This window comes from Pseudomonas prosekii (assembly GCF_900105155.1).
Classification (GTDB): Bacteria; Pseudomonadota; Gammaproteobacteria; order Pseudomonadales; family Pseudomonadaceae; genus Aquipseudomonas; species Aquipseudomonas prosekii.
In genome coordinates this window covers 2,399,220-2,417,163 of the sequence record NZ_LT629762.1, presented here as the reverse complement: position 1 = coordinate 2,417,163, position 17,944 = coordinate 2,399,220, and the positions used below count along the sequence as shown (strand labels likewise).

The window sequence follows — 17,944 nt, the reverse complement described above, 5'->3', positions numbered from 1 at the left end:
GGTTTTTCAGGGGGTCGTCAAGAAAGTTTTGAAAAAAATTTTAATTATTACCGTCGCTTACGATCCGACCCCCGTCGAATCGGGATTATTCAGCTGGCGGAACGTAGCCTTCAGCCTGAGCGTATTCCTCGCCGGAAAAGAACTTGTCCATCTCGCCCTGCAGATATTTGCGATCTTCGCCATTCATCATGCTCAGGCGTTTTTCATTAATCAGCAGGGTCTGGTGTTTCTGCCAGTCGGCCCAGGCTTTGGCGGAGACGTGGTCGAAAATGTCCTGGCCTTTTGCGCCGGGGAACGGTGCAAACTCCAAGCCCGGCAGTTCTTCTTTGTACTTGCGGCACATGATGGTGCGGGTCATGACGACTCTCCTGCGTTCAATACGGCTGCCGCGCGCTCCAGCAATGTCTTGACCGGGGCGGCAAGGCCCAGGCGCGGCGGGGTGGCGAGGTTATACCAGAGCCAGTCGGCCTCGGCCACGTGATGGCCAGCCTCCTGAACCTGAACCAGCCAGGGTTCGATGGACAACTGAAAATGGCTGAACGTGTGGACCAGGCTCGGCAGTGCCTGTTGGCTGCCCAGCTCCAGCGAATGCTGTGTGGCGAGATGTTGCAGATCGTCGAGGTCGTCGAGCTCCGGCAAACTCCACAAACCTCCCCACAGGCCCGTAGACGGGCGGCGGTAAAGCAGAATCGCACCTTCGCCGTTGGCCAGCATCGGCATCAGCGTGCGTTTCTGTGGCACGGCTTTGCGCGGCTTGGGGATCGGGTAGCGAGTTTCGAGGCCGAGCATGTGCGCTTCGCAGCCCTTTTCCAGCGGACACAGCAGGCAGCTCGGTTTGCTCCGGGTGCACAGCGTGGCGCCGAGATCCATCATTGCCTGGGTGTAGGAGTTGACGCGGTCATGCGGGGTGAAGCGCTCAGCGTTGGCCCACAGCTGTTTGGCGACTTTCGGTTCGCCGGGGTAACCCTCTTGCGCGGTAAAGCGCGCCAGCACGCGTTTGACGTTGCCGTCGAGGATCGGCGCGCGCAGGCCCATGCTCAGGCTCGCGATGGCGCCGGCGGTGGACAGGCCGATGCCCGGCAGTTCGACAAGTTTTTCCACATCGCGCGGGAATTCGCCGCCATGTTCGGCGACGACAATCTTCGCGGTTTTCTGCAGATTGCGCGCACGGGTGTAATAGCCCAGGCCCGTCCACAAGTGCAGCACTTCGTCTTCCGGCGCAGCGGCCAACGCTTCGACCGTCGGCAGCGATGCCATGAAACGGTCGAAGTAATTGAGCACGGTGCTGACCTGGGTTTGCTGCAGCATGATCTCCGAGACCCACACCCGATACGGCGTGATGCCTTGTTGCCAAGGTAAATCGTGGCGGCCGTGGCGGTCGTACCAGTCCAGCACCGCCGAGGAAAACTGCTCCGCTTTCATCGTTTGAACAGCCCCTTCAATGCGTTTTTCAGTTCAGGGCTGACCTTGTCGCCGAGCTTCTCGTCAATTTTGTCGCCGAGCTTGTCGCCCGCCAGTTTCGCCGCGACCTGGCCCATGCGCTCGTTGTCGAGACGGCAGGCCTTGGCGCCGAGTTCCAGCGGACCACGGCAGCGCAGCGGCCACTCGATGCCGACGAACTTGTCGCCGACCTGGCAGGCCGGGTCAGGCATGGCGCTGGTGTCGCCCTCGACGACGATGCCGACGCGATAGTCCATGCCGAGCACGCGCAGATCGACGTCGCCGTTACCGTTGACGGTCATGCCGGGGATGCGCACTTTCAGGTCCGGGTTGCTGGCGACGCCGTTACGGAATGTCAGGTTGCCCTTGAGTTCCTGGAACGGCGTGTCCTTGCCGCGCGGTTCGCCGCTCAGCGACTTGCGATTGAGCGTGGCGATGCCTTTGCACAGTTGCTGCTCAAGGTTGGCGTTGAGCAGCACGCCGTTGTTGATCACAAAACTGGCGTTGCCGTTGAGGCTTTCGATCAGCGCTCGCTGGCTGTTGCCGCTGCCGGTCAGCGCGCTGTCAAGCGTCACCAAACCTTTGACCGGTGGGTTTTTGCCTTGGCTTTCGAGGATCTTTTCCGCCGGCACTTTGTTGATGCGCGTTTGCAGGCTCAGCGCCGGCACTGGCTGGCGCACGTCCAGCGTGCCTTTGGCTTCGAAGTTGCCGTTGTACAAATCGCCGCGCAGGTTTTCCAGAGTCAGCAAGCCGCCCTGGCCGGTGGCTTTGAGCGCCGCGTTCTGGATCGGCAATTTGTCGAGGGTCAATTGGCCGAAGGTCAGGTCGGCGTCAACGTCGAGCTTGGCCAGACGTTCAACCGGCAGCAGGCGTTCGGTGCTCCACGCGCCTTTGGTCGGTGAATCTGGCAACGGCGTCGAGCCGGCGCCAGCCAAGGCACTGGCCTCGGTGCTGGCGACTTCGGCCTGGCGCACTTGAGTGGCGCTGTTGGCTTCAGCGGATTTCGGCGGCAGGTAACGGTCGACGTTGAACGTGTCAGCCTTGAGGATCGCGCGAAGTGATTGCTTGGCGAAATCTTCGATGGCGATGCGGCCGCTGAAGCTGCTGTCATCGACTTTCAGGTTGATGTTGTCGAACGACAGGCTGTTCGGCGTGCCCGCGACGCGGCTGACCAGTTCGACTTTGCTCAGGCTGCCCTCGGCCATGGCCGGCAGTTTCTGGCCGATGCTGTCGACGAATTTCGCCAGGTCGAACTGGGCGATCGACAGGCCGCCGTTGATTTGCGGGGTCTTGTCGAGGTCGTTGACCTTGAGTTCGCCCAACGCACGCAATTGGTTGGCGGAGATCTTGATCCCGGTCCATTCGGCGACGTTGGCGGCTTTATCCAGCAACAACTGACCTTGTGCGGCGAAGGTTATGGTCTTGCCTTGCAGCGGATCGCCAGTCACTTCGCCCGAAAGCTTCATGTCTTCAAACTGATAACGCTGCAGCGCCCGCGCAATCCGCAATTCGCCGTTGAGCTCAGTGCGTACACGCACCGCCGGTTGGTTGGAGGACAGGAAAGCCGTGAGTTTGAGCGGAATGTTGGTCGAATCGTGGACCGCGCCGGTGCTCATCTGGATGCTTTCGGCGCTGTAGATTTTGCCGGTCTTCTCGTCGTTGTATTCAACCCGCGCGTTGTTCACGGTCAGGCTGTCGATGTCGAGGCGGATTGGCTGCGGCGGTTTTTCCGCCACGGGTGGTGTCTGCGGCGCAGGTTCGCCGGCGGCAACTGTCGGCGCAGGGTTGGCAGCGTCGGCCGGCGTAGGGACCTTGCCGATGTCTTCCCAGTTGCCGTGGCCATCCTTGTCGCGGTTCAGGCGCAGGTTCAGGCCTTCGACGCGCACATCGCTCATCTGCACTTCGCGGCGCAGCAGCGGGAGGACGCGCACCGAGAGGCCGAGCATCTGCAAATCGGCAAACGGTTCGGCAGGTTTGACCAGGGTCGCGACACTGGCTTCGTGCAATTCCAGGCCCAGCCACGGGAACAGGCTCCAGCCGATGTCGCCATTGAGCGTCAGCTCGATGTGAGCCTTGTCGCGGGCAATCTGGCGAATCTCGTCTTTATAGTCGTTGGGATCGAAGAGGTGGGTCAGGGCAAAGCCCAGCGCCACAATGATCAGCAACAGCCCGAGAAGTACCAGACCCAGGATTTTGCCGAACGCTTTCATGGGCGAGTCCTTGTAGTTAGTCGAATTCAAAATTTAGCCGGGGAGTATAGCGCTCTGAAACTGACGACCGGTCAGTTCATATGGCAGCAGGTCCTGCGGCGCGTTCAGTTTGGCGCCCGCCGGGCATCCGGAAGATCTTTTGCAGGTCTGGCTGACGCTGATAAGTGGCTTGTTTCAGCGGCCGACGATGATCGGCATGGCCGCTTCAACGGTCGGAGAGATCGGACGACATACAAAAGGTGATATCAGTTTGGTTTTTCTGTCACGAGCAAATGGTAACCTCTGCGCGTTCGTCCGTCCTTCTGCGACTTTACGTCGCGCCCTTATGGAGCTTCACTCAAAAAAAGGTCATGCCTGCGTGCATAAGGCTAAGGGTGAGGAGTGGCTGGCGAACCATACTAATAATTGGGGGATACACAATGAGCACGAGCATTACGGCGGACGGCGCATACGCCGGCCAGCCTTCGTTCCTGTCCAAGGAACGCATCATCGCCAAGCCCGGTTTCAACCGTTGGCTGGTACCACCGGCCGCATTGGCCATTCACTTGTGCATCGGCATGGCCTACGGCTTTTCGGTGTTCTGGTTGCCGTTGTCCAAGGCGCTGGGCGTCACTGCCCCGGTCGCTTGTGCACCGGACATGAGCTTCATCTCGCAAGTTTTCTCGTCGAATTGCGACTGGCCGATCTCGATGCTCGGCTGGATCTACACCCTGTTCTTCATCTTCCTCGGCTGCTCGGCAGCGATCTGGGGTGGCTGGCTGGAACACGCCGGGCCGCGCAAGGCTGGTGTGGTGTCGGCGTTGTGCTGGTGCGGTGGTCTGCTGATTTCGGCGCTGGGGATTTATACCCACCAGATCTGGCTGATGTGGATCGGCTCCGGGGTCATTGGCGGTATCGGCCTGGGCCTCGGTTACATTTCGCCGGTCTCGACCCTGATCAAGTGGTTCCCGGACAAGCGCGGCATGGCGACGGGCATGGCGATCATGGGTTTCGGTGGCGGCGCGATGGTTGGCGCACCTCTGGCGGCCGCGTTGATGAGCCATTTCGCTTCGCCAACCGGCGTCGGCGTGTGGCAGAGCTTCCTGGTGATGGCGGCGATTTACTTCGTGTTCATGATCGGCGGTGCGCTGTCGTACCGCGTTCCGCCAACCGGCTGGAAGCCTGAAGGCTGGACCGCTCCGGCGAAAAAAACCGCGAACGCGATGATCACTCATCGCCACGTTCACGTGAACGTTGCCTGGAAAACTCCGCAATTTCGTCTGGTGTGGCTGGTGCTGTGCCTGAACGTTTCTGCCGGTATCGGCATTCTCGGCATGGCCTCGCCGCTGTTGCAGGAAGTGTTCGGCGGCAAACTGCTTGGCGTTGATGTGCCATTCGGTCAACTGGATGCCGGGCAACTGGCTTCGATTGCAGCGATTGCTGCCGGTTTCACCGGTTTGTTGAGCTTGTTCAACATCGGCGGTCGCTTCTTCTGGGCCTCGTTCTCCGATTACCTGGGACGCAAAAACACTTACTTCGTGTTCTTCGCATTGGGTTTTGCGCTGTACGCGCTGATCCCGAACCTCGGTCACTTGGGTAACGTTGCGCTGTTCGTGGCGGCGTTCTGCATCATCCTGTCGATGTACGGCGGTGGTTTTGCCACGGTTCCGGCGTATCTGGCGGACCTGTTCGGTACGCAAATGGTCGGCGCGATCCATGGTCGTCTGCTGACGGCATGGGCGGCGGCGGGCGTGTTGGGTCCGGTGTTGGTCAACTACTTGCGTGAATATCAGCTGAGCATCGGCGTTGAACGTGCCGCCGCTTACGACATCACGCTGTACATCCTTGCGGGCCTGCTGGTGCTGGGTTTCCTCTGCAACCTGCTGGTGCGTCCGGTGGCTGACAAGTACTTCATGACCGACGCTGAACTGGCCGCCGAACAGGCGCTGGGCCACGACAAAGGTGCGGATGCGAATACCGTGCTGGAGTGGAAAGCGGCGCCGGGCAGCAAGCCGTTGGCCGTTGCAGCATGGCTGGTGGTGGGGATTCCGTTGGCGTGGGGCGTTTGGGTAACCCTGCAGAAGACGGCGATTCTGTTCCATTAAGTAAGCTGTAAACGCATCACCCCTGTGGGAGTTAGCCTGCTCGCGATAGCGGTGTAACAGTCAACTGAGATGTTGAATGTTATTGCCTGATCGCGAGCAAGCTCGCTCCCACATTTGCGTGAGGCGCTCTCAAAACCGCTTGTACACACATGTCTATCCCCGACTGCACTGCGTTCTGTCCGTCAGTCATATCACCTCTCGTGTTTCTGTTTCGGCCCCGCGCCCCTATAATGGCTGCCTTTTTCGCCCAATGATTTTGCGGAGCTGGTGATGGCCGAACGTATGGCGTCTGTCGAGCGCGACACTCTGGAAACCCAGATCAAAGCCTCGATCAACCTGGATGGCACCGGAAAGGCCCGATTTGATATCGGTGTTCCTTTTCTTGAGCACATGCTGGACCAGATCGCCCGTCACGGGCTGATCGACCTGGATATTGTCAGCAAGGGTGACCTGCATATCGACGACCACCACACGGTGGAAGACGTCGGTATCACGCTGGGTCAGGCCTTCGCCAAAGCCATCGGCGACAAGAAAGGCATCCGTCGCTACGGCCACGCCTACGTGCCGCTCGATGAAGCGCTGTCGCGCGTGGTGATCGACTTCTCCGGCCGCCCAGGCCTGCAGATGCACGTTCCCTACACCCGCGCCACCGTCGGCGGTTTTGACGTTGACCTGTTCCAGGAATTCTTCCAGGGCTTCGTCAACCACGCCCTCGTCAGCCTGCACATCGACAACCTGCGCGGCACCAACACTCACCACCAGATCGAAACCGTGTTCAAGGCTTTCGGCCGCGCGCTGCGCATGGCGGTAGAGCTGGATGACCGCATGGCCGGGCAAATGCCATCGACCAAGGGCGTTCTGTAATGCAGACGGTTGCGGTTATCGATTACGGCATGGGCAACCTGCACTCGGTGGCCAAGGCGCTGGAGCACGTCGGTGCCGGAAAGGTCCTGATCACCAGCGATGCCAACGTGATTCGCGAAGCTGACCGCGTGGTGTTCCCCGGGGTCGGCGCGATTCGCGATTGCATGGCGGAGATCCGGCGCCTGGGCTTCGATTCGCTGGTGCGTGAAGTCAGCCAGGACCGGCCGTTCCTCGGCATCTGCGTGGGCATGCAAGCCTTGCTCGACAGCAGCGAAGAGAACGACGGTGTCGACTGCATCGGCCTGTTCCCGGGCGCGGTGAAGTTCTTCGGCAAAGACCTGCATGAAGACGATGAGCACCTGAAAGTCCCGCACATGGGCTGGAACCAAGTGCAGCAGAAGGTCAGTCACCCGCTGTGGCACGACATTCCGGACCTGGCGCGTTTCTATTTTGTGCACAGCTACTACATCGCCGCCGCGAATGCCCGGCAAGTAGTGGGTGGCGGACACTACGGTGTCGATTTCGCCGCCGCGCTGGCCGATGGCTCGCGTTTCGCCGTGCAATTTCACCCGGAGAAGAGCCATACCCATGGCCTGCAATTGCTGCAGAACTTCGCCGCGTGGGATGGTCGCTGGTAAATGGCCGTCAAGAAAAAGCCGCCGATCCTGACCCTCACTCCCGAGCAGGAGAACGAGGCCAATCACAAGATCAAACGCTTTATGGAAGATCGCTTCGAGCTGGACCTGGGTTCGTTCGAAGCGGCGGAAATCCTTGAGCTGTTTACCCGCGAAATTGCGCCGCACTATTACAACAGGGCGATTTTCGATGTGCAGACGCACCTTAAAGAAAGGTTCGAAAGCATCGAAAGCGACTTGTGGGCGCTCGAGAAAAACTGATTTTCGAGCGAAGCTGAACAATCGAATTTGAAGGTTTGCCAGATGCTGATTATTCCCGCTATCGATCTCAAGGACGGTGCCTGTGTTCGTCTGCGCCAGGGCCGCATGGAAGATTCCACGGTGTTCTCCGATGACCCGGTGAGCATGGCCGCCAAGTGGGTGGAGGGCGGTTGCCGGCGTCTGCATCTGGTCGATCTGAACGGCGCGTTCGAAGGCCAGCCGGTCAACGGCGAAGTGGTCACCGCGATCGCCAAGCGCTACCCGAACCTGCCGATCCAGATTGGCGGCGGTATCCGCTCGCTGGAAACCATCGAGCATTACGTCAAAGCTGGCGTGAGCTACGTGATCATCGGCACCAAAGCCGTGAAAGACCCGGCCTTCGTCGCCGAAGCCTGCCGCGCGTTCCCGGGCAAAGTGATTGTCGGCCTCGACGCCAAAGACGGTTTTGTCGCGACTGACGGCTGGGCTGAAATCAGCACCGTGAACGTCATCGACTTGGCCAAGCAATTCGAGTCTGACGGCGTCTCCGCGATCGTTTATACCGACATCGCCAAAGACGGCATGATGCAGGGCTGCAACGTTTCGTACACCGCCGCGCTGGCTGCTGCCACGCGCATTCCGGTGATCGCTTCCGGTGGCATTCACAACCTCGGCGACATCAAGTCGCTGCTCGACGCCAAGGCACCGGGCATCATCGGCGCGATCACCGGCCGGGCGATTTATGAAGGCACCCTCGACGTCGCCGAAGCGCAAGCTTTCTGCGATTCGTACACAGGCTGAGGACTGACCATGGCGCTGGCCAAACGCATCATCCCTTGCCTGGACGTGGACAACGGCCGGGTCGTCAAAGGTGTGAAGTTCGAGAACATCCGCGACGCCGGCGACCCGGTGGAAATTGCCCGTCGTTATGACGAGCAGGGTGCCGACGAGATTACCTTCCTCGACATCACCGCCAGCGTCGATGGCCGCGACACCACGCTGCATACCGTCGAGCGCATGGCCAGCCAGGTGTTTATCCCGCTGACCGTCGGCGGCGGGGTGCGCACCGTGCAGGACATTCGCAACCTGCTGAATGCCGGCGCGGACAAGGTTTCGATCAACACCGCCGCGGTTTTCAATCCGGAATTCGTTGGCGAAGCGGCGCAGCACTTCGGTTCGCAATGCATCGTCGTTGCCATCGACGCGAAGAAGGTTTCACTGCCGGGCGAAACCCCGCGCTGGGAAATCTTCACCCACGGTGGCCGCAAGCCGACCGGCCTCGACGCGGTTGAATGGGCGATGAAAATGGAAGGCCTGGGCGCCGGTGAAATCCTCCTGACCAGCATGGACCAGGACGGCATGAAAAACGGTTTCGACCTCGGCGTGACCCGCGCGATCAGCGATGCGCTGGGCATTCCGGTGATCGCTTCCGGCGGCGTCGGCAACCTCCAGCATTTGGCCGACGGCATCATTGAAGGCCACGCCAGCGCAGTACTGGCGGCGAGTATTTTCCACTTCGGCGAATACACCGTGCAGGAAGCCAAGGCTTACATGGCGCATCGCGGCATCGTGATGCGCTAACAAAGCGCTACAGGCCAGTGGACAGCATGGCGGGCTCAAGGCACTCTTGGGCACGCCATGGATTCCGGTAGCCAGACATGCTCAAACGCTTTCTTGTTGTTCTCGCCAGCGCTTCTCTGTTGCTGATCAATGCAGCCCGCGCCGAAGAAGGTCCCGCCACCGACCTGGTGTTGCTGACGGAGAACTTCCCGCCCTACAACATGGCGAAGAACGGCAAAAACTTCGCTCAGGACGAGAACATCAATGGCATTGCCGTGGACATCGTCCGCGAGATGTTCAAACGCACCGACATCACCTACAGCCTGACGCTGCGTTTCCCTTGGGAGCGCATCTACAAACTCGCCCTCGAAAAACCCGGTTACGGCGTGTTCGTGATGGCGCGGCTGCCGGATCGCGAAAAGCTCTTCAAATGGGTCGGCCCGATTGGCCCGGATGACTGGATCATGCTGGCCAAGGCTGACAGCAAGATCACCCTCGAAACCCTGCATCAGGCACGCAAGTTCCGCATCGGCGCTTACAAGGGTGATGCGATTGCCGAGACCCTGGCGAAGCAAGGCTTGAAGCCGATTGTGGTGCTGCGCGATCAGGACAACGCGAAAAAACTGGTCAGCGGCCAGATTGACCTGTGGGCCACCGGCGACCCGGCCGGGCGTTATCTGGCGCGGCAGGACGGCGTGACGGGGCTTAAAACGGTGCTGCGCTTCAACAGCGCCGAACTCTATCTGGCACTGAACAAAGACGTCCCGGACGAAGTGGTGACCAAGCTGCAAACCGCGCTCGACGCCATGCGCAAGGAAGGCGTGGTGGATGACATCATGGCTAATTACCTCTGACACCCAGTTATCAGACATCCAGTTATCAACATGTGGGAGTGAGCCTGCTCGCGATGGGGCCGTGTCAGACGACATGATTGTTGTTTGATAGACCGCTATCGCGAGCAGGCTCACTCCTACAGTTGGTTTTGTGCGGTGGCGAATTAGCGGTACACCCCATCTTTACCATGCGCGGCAGTGGCTCGATTGCTGCGCACGCTGATCATCAGTTTGATGTCGATCCAGTCAATTCCCTGAGCTTTCAGCTTCGGCATCTCGCGCTCCAGCACCGCCAGCGTCTGCGGATACGGGTGGCCGATCATCACCGCCGAACCCTGCTTTTTTGCCAGGCTGATCGCCGTCTGCAGTTGCGTGAAAATCGCCGCTTCGGTGCGTTCATCGTCGAGGAACACATCCCGAGAGACGCTCGCCAGACCAATCTTCTGCGCCTCGGCCGCGCCGACCGTTTGTGCGCTGGTGCGGCTGTCGACGAAGAATTTGTGGCGGCGCTGCAACTCCGCCATCAGCCATGCCATCGCCGGTTGCTGCGCGGTCATGCGGCTGCCCATGTGGTTGTTGATGCCGGCGGTGTAGGGCACCGCTTTAAACGCTGCGTTGAGGCGTTTTTCGAGTTCTTCGAGGGGCAACTCGGGATGCCAGGCAAACGGGCCGGTGGCCGGGTCCATGGGCATGTGCAGGATGACGATTTTGCCGGCGCGATGGGCTTCGCGGGCGAATTCGGCGGCGTGCGGGGTGTCGGGCATGATCGCCGTCGTCACCGGGCCGGGGAGGGCGAGCACACGACGATCCCGGGGCAGGTTCTGCCCCAGGTCATCGATGATCAGCGTCAGGTAGGCTTTGTGTGGCGCCGTGATGGTGGCGGACGCTGCGTGAGCAACACCCGCCAGACAGCACAGCAGCGCCAGGATAATCCGCAGGTGCATCTCAGCGGCCGGACGTAATGCTCAGCCCTTTGAGCAGGCTCAGAGCCTGGGCCAGTTGATAGTCGTCATCCTGCGGCATGGCTTTGGCCTTGCTGCTGGAGGTCGGTTTGTCGGCACCGCCGTTGCCATTGCCCAGGTGACCTTGCAGATCGGCTTCTTTGAAGTACTCGCCGTCCTGCTCGTTGGTGATCTTGGCTTTGCGCACTTCGATGTCCGGGACGATGCCCTGAGCCTGAATCGAGCGACCGTTCGGCGTGTAATACAGCGCCGTGGTGATCTTCAAGGCGCGGTCGTTGTTCAGCGGCAGCACGGTTTGTACCGAGCCCTTGCCGAAACTGGTGGTGCCCATGACCACCGCGCGTTTCTGGTCCTGCAACGCGCCAGCGACAATTTCCGACGCCGAGGCACTGCCGCCGTTGATCAGCGCGACCATTGGCACGGCTTCGCTTTCGTCCTTGCCGGTCGCCGAGAAGCGCAGTTCGGAGTTGGCGATGCGGCCCTTGGTGTAGACGATCAGGCCTTTGGTGATGAAGTGGTCAACCACTTCGACCGCCGCTTGCAGCACGCCGCCCGGGTTGTTGCGCAGGTCGAGAATGATGCCGTTGAGCTTCTTGCCGTTGTCCTTGCGCAACTTGGCGAGGGCCTTGGAGACCTCTTCGCCGGTCTTGACCTGGAACTGGGTGATGCGGATGTAGCCGTAGCCGGATTCCAGCAACTGCGCCTTGACGCTCTTGACCTGGATGATGGCGCGGGTCAGCACCACGTCGAAAGGCGTGCCGCCGTCGCGAACCAGGGTCAGAGTGATTTTCTGGCCGATCTTGCCGCGCATCTTGTCGACCGCTTCGGTCATGGTCTGGCCGCGAGTCGGTGCGCCGTTGATCTTGACGATGAAGTCGCCGGCCTGAATGCCAGCCTTGGACGCCGGAGTGTCATCGATTGGCGAGACGACTTTGATGAAGCCGTCTTCGGCGCCGACTTCAATGCCCAGGCCGCCGAACTCACCGCTGGTGCTCTCCTGCAGCTCCGCGAAGTCTTCCGGGCCAAGGTAGGCGGAGTGCGGATCGAGGTTGCTGAGCATGCCTTTGATGGCATTTTCCAGCAGGGTCTTGTCGTCTACCGGTTCGACATACGCCGCTTTGATCCGGTCCATGACCTCGGCAAAGGTGCGCAACTCTTCCAGCGGCAATGGCGCCTTGGTGGTTGCCGCGGTGCCCGCAGGTGCAGGTGCTGGCGCAGCCGCCGGAGCAGGCTGAGCGGCGAACGCCAGCGGCGCGCCGATCACCAGGGCGATCGTCAGGGCCAGCGAGGTAAGGCGGGACAAATGCAGCATGTCGAACGAACTCCTAATGTAGGTGACTCAACGCCTATCCTTGCGCGCGGCACCATTGCGCCGGATCACTCGGGTGACCCTGCTGACGAATTGCGAAATACAACGCCGGCGTGTCCTGCCCGCCACTGTTCCCGACAGTGGAAATGGACTCACCGGCTTTAACCACATCACCCGCAGACTTGAGCAGCGTCTGGTTGTGACCATAAAGACTCAAAAAACCGTTGCCGTGATCGAGGATCACCAGCAGCCCGGCGCCGCGCAACCAGTCGGCGAACACCACGCGACCACCGTGCACGGCATGCACCTGGCTGCCGGCGGAGGCGCTGATCATCACGCCGTCCCACTTGGTCCGGACGTCATCGCCGCGGCTCTCGCCGAAGCGCGCCAACAGTCGACCATCAACCGGCCATGGAAGTTTGCCGCGGGTCGAAGCAAATGCGCCGCCAAAGGTCTCGCCGGAACTTGAAACCAGCGCGCCAGGTGTCGATTTGACGGGTTTGCGTGGGGCATCAGTATTGGCGTTGGCCTGTTCCTGAGCCTCACGTAAACGCTTTTTTTCGGCTTCCTGCTGGGCGATCAGCGCTTTTTGCCGCGCTTCTTCTGCCTCACGGGCCTGACGGGCCAGGGTTTCTTCGATGGTTTTAAGGACTTTAGACAGGTCTGCCTGATCCTGCTCGCGGGCGGCGAGTTTCTGATCGCGCGCCTTCACGTCGCTGCTCAGCTTGGCCAAGACTTGCTGGCGTTCCTGGCGGACTTTTTCGAGTTCGTCGCGCTGACTGTCGAGGCTGCTTTTCTGCACCAGCAACTGCGCCTGCTGCAGGCCGATGTCTTTTTCGACATTGGCCAATTGGCGCAGGGTTTCGTTGAAATTCTTCAGCTGCTCCAGGCGCGCCTGGCTCAGGTAGTCGTAATAAGTCAGGGTGCGGGCAAATTTTTCCGGGTTCTGCTGGTTGAGCAGCAGTTTCAGGTACTCCTGACGCCCGTTCTGGTAGGCCGCGCGGGCCTGAATGGCGATCAGTCGTTGTTGTTCAGTGCGCGCGCTCTGGAGTTTTTTTTTCTCGGCATCGAGTCGCTGCAGCTCGGATTCGCTTTTCTTCAGCTCTTTTTGCAGAGCATCGACCTGCTTCTCGAGCTTGCCCATCTCGGTCTCGGTGCCCTTGAGATCTTTCTGCACACCGGATTTTTCTTCCTGCAGCTTGCCCAGCAGTTTTTTCAGCTCGGCAATGTCCTGACGCGTCGCGTCCAACTGTTGTTGGGTTTGCGCGCGCTCATCAGCAAAGGCTGGCTGGAGCAGGCAAGTCAGGGCAAGGGCTATCAGGACGCGAAGCATAGAGGCGGGCGACACCAGGGAAAGGGACGGCCTAGTATGCCCGCCAAGCGCTGCAAAAAAAACGCCCAATTGGGACTGTGTGATAACCGGAGCAGCGTTAACCCTGAAAACACCCCAAAACCAATGTGGGAGCGAGCTTGCTCGCGATGGCGGCCTGACATTCAACAGGGTTGTTGGCTGTCAGATTGCTATCGCGAGCAAGCTCGCTCCCACAGGGTTTTTCGCTGTTTTGGAGGCCGATTACACGAGGATCGAGGTGCCGGTCATTTCCGCCGGTTTCTCCAGGCCCATCAACATCAGCATGGTTGGTGCGACGTCCGCCAATACACCGCCATCGCGCACTTTGAAGTCACGCTTGCCGACATAGATGAACGGCACCGGCTCGGTGGTGTGCGCGGTGTGCGCCTGATGGGTTTCTTCGTCGGACATCTTCTCGCAGTTGCCGTGGTCGGCGGTGATCAGCGCTTCGCCGCCAACCTTTTCCAGTGCCTCGACGATGCGGCCAACGCACAGGTCCAGGCATTCCACGGCTTTCACCGCTGCTTCGAGATTGCCGCTGTGGCCGACCATGTCGCCGTTGGCGTAGTTGACCACGATCACGTCAAACCGCTGGTTTTCGATGGCCTCGACGATGCGGTCGGTGACTTCCGGCGCGCTCATTTCCGGCTGCAAGTCGTAAGTGGCGACTTTCGGCGACGGGATCAGAATGCGTTCTTCGCCCGGGAATGGTTCTTCGCGGCCGCCGGAGAAGAAGAAGGTCACGTGCGCGTATTTTTCGGTTTCGGCGATGCGCAGTTGGGTCTTGCCGTTTTTCGCCAGGTAATCGCCCAGCACGTTCTCCAGGCTGCCGGCGGCGAACGCGGACGGCGCAGGAATGCTGGCGGCGTATTGGGTCAGCATGACGAAACCGGCCAGTTGCGGCTGGCGCGCGCGTTGGAAGTCATGGAAATCGTCTTCGACGAAGACGCGGGTCAGTTCGCGGGCGCGGTCGGCGCGGAAGTTCATGAACACCACGGCGTCGCCGTCTTCGACTTTGACCGGCTCGCCGATGGAGGTGGCTTTGACGAATTCGTCGCTCTCGCCACGTTCATACGCCGCTTGCAGACCTTCTTGTGCGGTAGCGGCGTTGAACTGGCCATTGCCGTCGACAATCAGGTTGTATGCCTGCTCGACGCGGTCCCAGCGATTGTCGCGGTCCATGGCAAAGTAGCGGCCGACGATGCTGGCGATCCGGCCTTTGCCCAGGGCTTCGAAGGTTGCGTCGAGCAGTTCAATCGACGACTCGGCGCTTTTTGGCGGGGTGTCACGCCCATCGAGGAAGGCGTGCAGGTAGATTTTTTCAGCGCCGCGCTTGAACGCCAGTTCGGCCATCGCGACCAAGTGATCCTGGTGGCTGTGAACGCCGCCATCGGACAGCAGGCCCATGAAGTGCACGGCTTTGCCGGCAGCCACGGCTTTATCGACAGCGGCGCAGATGGTCGGGTTTTCGAAGAACTCGCCGTCGCGGATCGATTTGGTCACGCGCGTGAAGTCCTGATACACCACGCGGCCCGCCCCGAGGTTCATGTGGCCGACTTCGGAGTTGCCCATTTGCCCGTCCGGCAGGCCGACGTCCATGCCGCTGCCCGAGATCAGGCCGTTCGGCACCGTAGCGCTGAGGCGATCGAGCACAGGCTTGTTGGCCGAGTACACGGCGTTGGCTTCGTGGCTCTCACTGTGACCGAAGCCGTCGAGAATCATCAGGACCAAAGGTTTAGGCGTGGTAGTCATGGAATCCACTCGTGGCTGAGTTAAAAAGAGGGCGATGCAAAAAGGGAGTGGCAGTTTAAAGCTAAGTTCACATCACGTCACCGCCGGACGGGGTTTGGCCCGCCATAGGGCCTGTGTATACTGGCCCACTTTTCACGCCCTGGAACCACCTTAAATGCTTGATCACCTGATTGCATTTGCCACCACCCACTATTTGCTGGCCGGTATTTTCGTTCTTCTGCTGGCTCTGCTGATCGCCCATGAGATGAAAGGTGGCGGCCGTAGCCTGAGCACCGGTGAACTGACCGGGCTGGTCAACAAGGACGCAGGCGTGGTGATCGACATTCGTTCGGCCAAGGATTTCGCCGCCGGTCACATTGTTGGCGCGCTGAACATTCCCCACGACAAGCTGACTGCGCGTGTCGGCGAGCTGAACAAGCACAAGGACAAGACCATCATCCTGGTCGACGCCCAAGGCCAGACTGCCGGCACCCACGCTCGCGAACTGATGAAATCCGGCTTCACCGCCGCCAAGCTGTCAGGCGGGATTTCCAGCTGGAAGGGCGACAACCTGCCATTGGTGAAGTGACATGAGCAACGTCGTCGTCTATTCCAGCGATTACTGCCCTTACTGCTCGCGAGCCAAGTACCTGCTCGAGAACAAAGGCGTGGCCTTCGAAGAGATCAAGGTCGATGGCAAGCCGCAGGTGCGCGCCGCAATGGCTCAGAAGGCGGGGCGCACGTCCGTGCCGCAAATCTGGATCGGCGAGCGCCACATCGGTGGCTGTGATGATTTGTTTGCCCTTGAGCGCGCCGGTAAGCTCGACGCCTTGCTCAAGGCCTGAACGCCTTCCCTACACGACCCCAAGATCAGAAAGGATCTGAGATGACTGACCAACAGAACACTGCAGCTAGCGAAGAAGAAACCGCACCGCAATTCTCCTTGCAGCGCATCTACGTACGTGACTTGTCCTTCGAAGCCCCGAAAAGCCCGGCGATCTTCCGCCAGCAGTGGGAGCCGAGTGTCGGTCTGGATCTCAATACCCGTCAAAAAGCCCTGGAAGGCGACTTCCACGAAGTCGTGCTGACCTTGTCGGTTACCGTGAAAAACGGTGAGAACGGCGAAGTGGCGTTCATCGCTGAAGTGCAACAGGCCGGGATCTTCCTGATCAAGAACCTCGACGACGCTTCGATGAGCCACACCCTCGGCGCGTTCTGCCCGAACATCCTGTTCCCGTACGCTCGCGAAACCCTGGACAGCCTGGTTACTCGCGGCTCGTTCCCGGCGCTGATGCTGGCTCCAGTGAACTTCGACGCGCTGTACGCCCAGGAACTGCAACGCATGCAGGCGGCTGGCGAGACTCCATCCGTTCAATAAGCGTTCGGCAACACCCATGTGGGAGCGAGCTTGCTCGCGAATAGGGAGTGTCAGGTGACATCTAAGTCGTCTGACACACCGCTTTCGCGAGCAAGCTCGCTCCCACATTTGTTTGAGGTTACTTGAAACCGAGTTGGCGCCAGCCTTCGTAGACCGCGACGGCCACGGTGTTAGACAGGTTCAGGCTGCGGCAGCCTTCGCGCATCGGCAGGCGCAGGCGCTGGTCGCCGGGCAGGGCGTCGAGCACTTCTGCTGGCAGGCCACGGCTCTCCGGGCCGAACAGGAACGCGTCGCCCTCGGCGAAACTGACATCATGAAACGGCCGCGAGCCCTTGGTGGTGAACGCGAACAGCCGTGGATGACCGAGGCTTTCCAGGCAACTGGCGAGGTCGGCATGGCGCTGCAGGGTGGCGTACTCGTGGTAATCGAGGCCGGCCCGGCGCAGGCGCTTGTCGTCCATCTCGAAGCCCAGCGGCTCGATCAAATGCAGGTGGCAGCCACTGTTGGCGCACAGCCTGATAACGTTGCCGGTATTCGGCGGAATTTCTGGTTGGAAGAGGATGACGTGAAACATGCACGGCTCCGAAGGTAAAGATGAGCGGCATTCTACGCCGCCCGTGGACAACCGTTCGAAACTATTCCCGCGTGTCATCGGATCGCTGGCGATTGTCGGCGTGATGGTCGGGTTGATGATCGGCCGCCTGACCACGCCAGACCCGACCGAGTTGCAGCAGGTCGAGGTGACTGGCGACGGTTTGGTGGTGTGGTTCAACAATGAACCGAAGACCCACGGCGAGATTATCGACGGCAGCGTCGCGTTGTTGTTCAGTGCTGAAGGCAAGGCGCAGAAGGGTCAGCTCAAGCTCAACGGCAAAGACGTGAACTGGCGAGTGCGTTTGAGTGATGGGGGGTTGTTGCTGACGCTGGTGGCGGCCCGGCCACTGCAAGGCGAGTGGGTCGGTAGCGAGGTCGATGACCGCTGGCGGCTGGAGATCCATCTCCGAGAGCAATAAAAGAGGGAATCCCCGGCCTGCCTGTACCAAGGTTCCCAAAACGGCAGGGACTCGCCAATGGCTGCGAGTCCCGGTGTAAAGAAGGAACCCTTGACCTGCCTGTATCAAGGGCCCCAAACGGGTGGGCTCGTCGCTAAGCGGTGTGAGCCCGATGTAAAGAGGGGAATCCCCGGCCTGCCTGTACCAAGGTCCCCGAAACCGGTGAGTGAACTGAATCACTGAATGGACTATTGCAGGGGGCGTGCCAGGTTTTGCCAAATTGCTGCAGAAAGCTCTGATGAAACGCTCAAAGCCCCGTAATCCGGGGCTTTTGTATTTTTGTTGGGTGGGTTTT

Annotated in this window: 19 protein-coding genes; 11 read left to right on the top strand and 8 right to left on the bottom strand. The window is 60.2% G+C overall.

What is annotated here, in order from left to right; all coding sequences use genetic code 11:
• Positions 1 to 85: 85 nt before the first annotated feature.
• From BLU01_RS10960 to BLU01_RS10950, 3 genes are read right to left on the bottom strand one after another with little or no spacing between them, the layout of a single operon-like run.
• A complete protein-coding gene (locus BLU01_RS10960) occupies positions 86 to 358 on the bottom strand; it encodes an oxidative damage protection protein (RefSeq protein WP_092274709.1) in 273 nt (90 codons plus the stop codon).
• Complete coding sequence (mutY, locus tag BLU01_RS10955) at positions 355 to 1,422, bottom strand: A/G-specific adenine glycosylase (protein ID WP_092274706.1); 1,068 nt, start codon at positions 1,420 to 1,422, stop codon at positions 355 to 357. The genes BLU01_RS10960 and mutY overlap by 4 nt, the downstream gene beginning before the upstream one ends.
• On the bottom strand, positions 1,419 to 3,650 hold the full coding sequence (locus BLU01_RS10950; RefSeq protein ID WP_092274703.1) for an AsmA family protein: 2,232 nt from the start codon (positions 3,648 to 3,650) through the stop codon (positions 1,419 to 1,421). Before BLU01_RS10950 ends, mutY begins: the two co-directional genes overlap by 4 nt.
• Before the next feature lie 419 nt (positions 3,651 to 4,069).
• On the opposite strand from BLU01_RS10950, the gene BLU01_RS10945 reads away from it, so the two are divergent.
• The 7 genes from BLU01_RS10945 to BLU01_RS10915 all read left to right on the top strand — a co-directional run bounded on the left by BLU01_RS10945 (position 4,070) and on the right by BLU01_RS10915 (position 9,887).
• On the top strand, positions 4,070 to 5,734 hold the full coding sequence (locus BLU01_RS10945) for an OFA family MFS transporter (protein ID WP_092274700.1): 1,665 nt from the start codon (positions 4,070 to 4,072) through the stop codon (positions 5,732 to 5,734).
• Positions 5,735 to 6,004: 270 nt separating this feature from the next.
• A complete protein-coding gene (gene hisB, locus BLU01_RS10940) occupies positions 6,005 to 6,598 on the top strand; it encodes an imidazoleglycerol-phosphate dehydratase HisB (protein ID WP_007897437.1) in 594 nt (197 codons plus the stop codon).
• Positions 6,598 to 7,236: an imidazole glycerol phosphate synthase subunit HisH gene (gene hisH / locus BLU01_RS10935; RefSeq protein ID WP_092274697.1), complete on the top strand. Its 639-nt coding sequence runs from the start codon at positions 6,598 to 6,600 to the stop codon at positions 7,234 to 7,236. Before hisB ends, hisH begins: the two co-directional genes overlap by 1 nt.
• Positions 7,237 to 7,494, top strand: a complete 258-nt coding sequence (locus BLU01_RS10930) for a DUF2164 domain-containing protein (protein ID WP_008024930.1) — start codon at positions 7,237 to 7,239, stop codon at positions 7,492 to 7,494.
• Positions 7,495 to 7,536: 42 nt separating this feature from the next.
• Positions 7,537 to 8,274, top strand: coding sequence for a 1-(5-phosphoribosyl)-5-[(5-phosphoribosylamino)methylideneamino]imidazole-4-carboxamide isomerase (gene hisA, locus BLU01_RS10925; RefSeq protein ID WP_092274694.1), 738 nt, complete (start codon positions 7,537 to 7,539; stop codon positions 8,272 to 8,274).
• Between the two features lie 9 nt (positions 8,275 to 8,283).
• Positions 8,284 to 9,054: an imidazole glycerol phosphate synthase subunit HisF gene (hisF, locus tag BLU01_RS10920; protein WP_092274691.1), complete on the top strand. Its 771-nt coding sequence runs from the start codon at positions 8,284 to 8,286 to the stop codon at positions 9,052 to 9,054.
• Between the two features lie 77 nt (positions 9,055 to 9,131).
• A complete protein-coding gene (locus BLU01_RS10915) occupies positions 9,132 to 9,887 on the top strand; it encodes a substrate-binding periplasmic protein (protein ID WP_092274688.1) in 756 nt (251 codons plus the stop codon).
• Positions 9,888 to 10,030: 143 nt separating this feature from the next.
• On the opposite strand, the gene BLU01_RS10910 is transcribed toward BLU01_RS10915, so the two are convergent.
• The 4 genes from BLU01_RS10910 to gpmI all read right to left on the bottom strand — a co-directional run bounded on the left by BLU01_RS10910 (position 10,031) and on the right by gpmI (position 15,240).
• Entirely contained in the window at positions 10,031 to 10,810 is a 780-nt protein-coding gene (locus BLU01_RS10910; RefSeq protein ID WP_092274685.1) for a divergent polysaccharide deacetylase family protein, read from the bottom strand.
• Position 10,811: 1 nt separating this feature from the next.
• Entirely contained in the window at positions 10,812 to 12,140 is a 1,329-nt protein-coding gene (locus tag BLU01_RS10905) for a S41 family peptidase (protein ID WP_092274681.1), read from the bottom strand.
• Between the two features lie 34 nt (positions 12,141 to 12,174).
• Complete coding sequence (locus BLU01_RS10900; protein ID WP_092274678.1) at positions 12,175 to 13,470, bottom strand: murein hydrolase activator EnvC family protein; 1,296 nt, start codon at positions 13,468 to 13,470, stop codon at positions 12,175 to 12,177.
• 240 nt (positions 13,471 to 13,710) lie between these two features.
• The gene (gpmI, locus tag BLU01_RS10895) at positions 13,711 to 15,240 is read right to left on the bottom strand and encodes a 2,3-bisphosphoglycerate-independent phosphoglycerate mutase (RefSeq protein WP_092274675.1); all 1,530 of its coding nucleotides are present in this window, start codon (positions 15,238 to 15,240) and stop codon (positions 13,711 to 13,713) included.
• Between the two features lie 154 nt (positions 15,241 to 15,394).
• On the opposite strand from gpmI, the gene BLU01_RS10890 reads away from it, so the two are divergent.
• The 3 genes from BLU01_RS10890 to secB are packed head-to-tail and all read left to right on the top strand — an operon-like array spanning position 15,395 to position 16,597.
• Positions 15,395 to 15,808: a rhodanese-like domain-containing protein gene (locus BLU01_RS10890; protein WP_092274672.1), complete on the top strand. Its 414-nt coding sequence runs from the start codon at positions 15,395 to 15,397 to the stop codon at positions 15,806 to 15,808.
• Position 15,809: 1 nt separating this feature from the next.
• Positions 15,810 to 16,064 carry a glutaredoxin 3 gene (gene grxC / locus BLU01_RS10885; protein ID WP_045061998.1) on the top strand — a complete coding sequence of 85 codons (255 nt, stop codon included), beginning with the start codon at positions 15,810 to 15,812 and terminating at the stop codon, positions 16,062 to 16,064.
• Positions 16,065 to 16,105: 41 nt separating this feature from the next.
• Positions 16,106 to 16,597, top strand: coding sequence for a protein-export chaperone SecB (gene secB / locus BLU01_RS10880; RefSeq protein WP_092274668.1), 492 nt, complete (start codon positions 16,106 to 16,108; stop codon positions 16,595 to 16,597).
• 118 nt (positions 16,598 to 16,715) lie between these two features.
• Here secB and BLU01_RS10875 read toward each other — a convergent pair whose 3' ends face one another.
• Entirely contained in the window at positions 16,716 to 17,171 is a 456-nt protein-coding gene (locus tag BLU01_RS10875; RefSeq protein WP_092274665.1) for a tRNA (cytidine(34)-2'-O)-methyltransferase, read from the bottom strand.
• Here BLU01_RS10875 and BLU01_RS10870 point away from each other — a divergent pair.
• Positions 17,170 to 17,610, top strand: a complete 441-nt coding sequence (locus BLU01_RS10870) for a hypothetical protein (RefSeq protein WP_092274662.1) — start codon at positions 17,170 to 17,172, stop codon at positions 17,608 to 17,610. The two genes, BLU01_RS10875 and BLU01_RS10870, sit on opposite strands and share 2 nt — an antisense overlap.
• Positions 17,611 to 17,944: the final 334 nt, after the last annotated feature.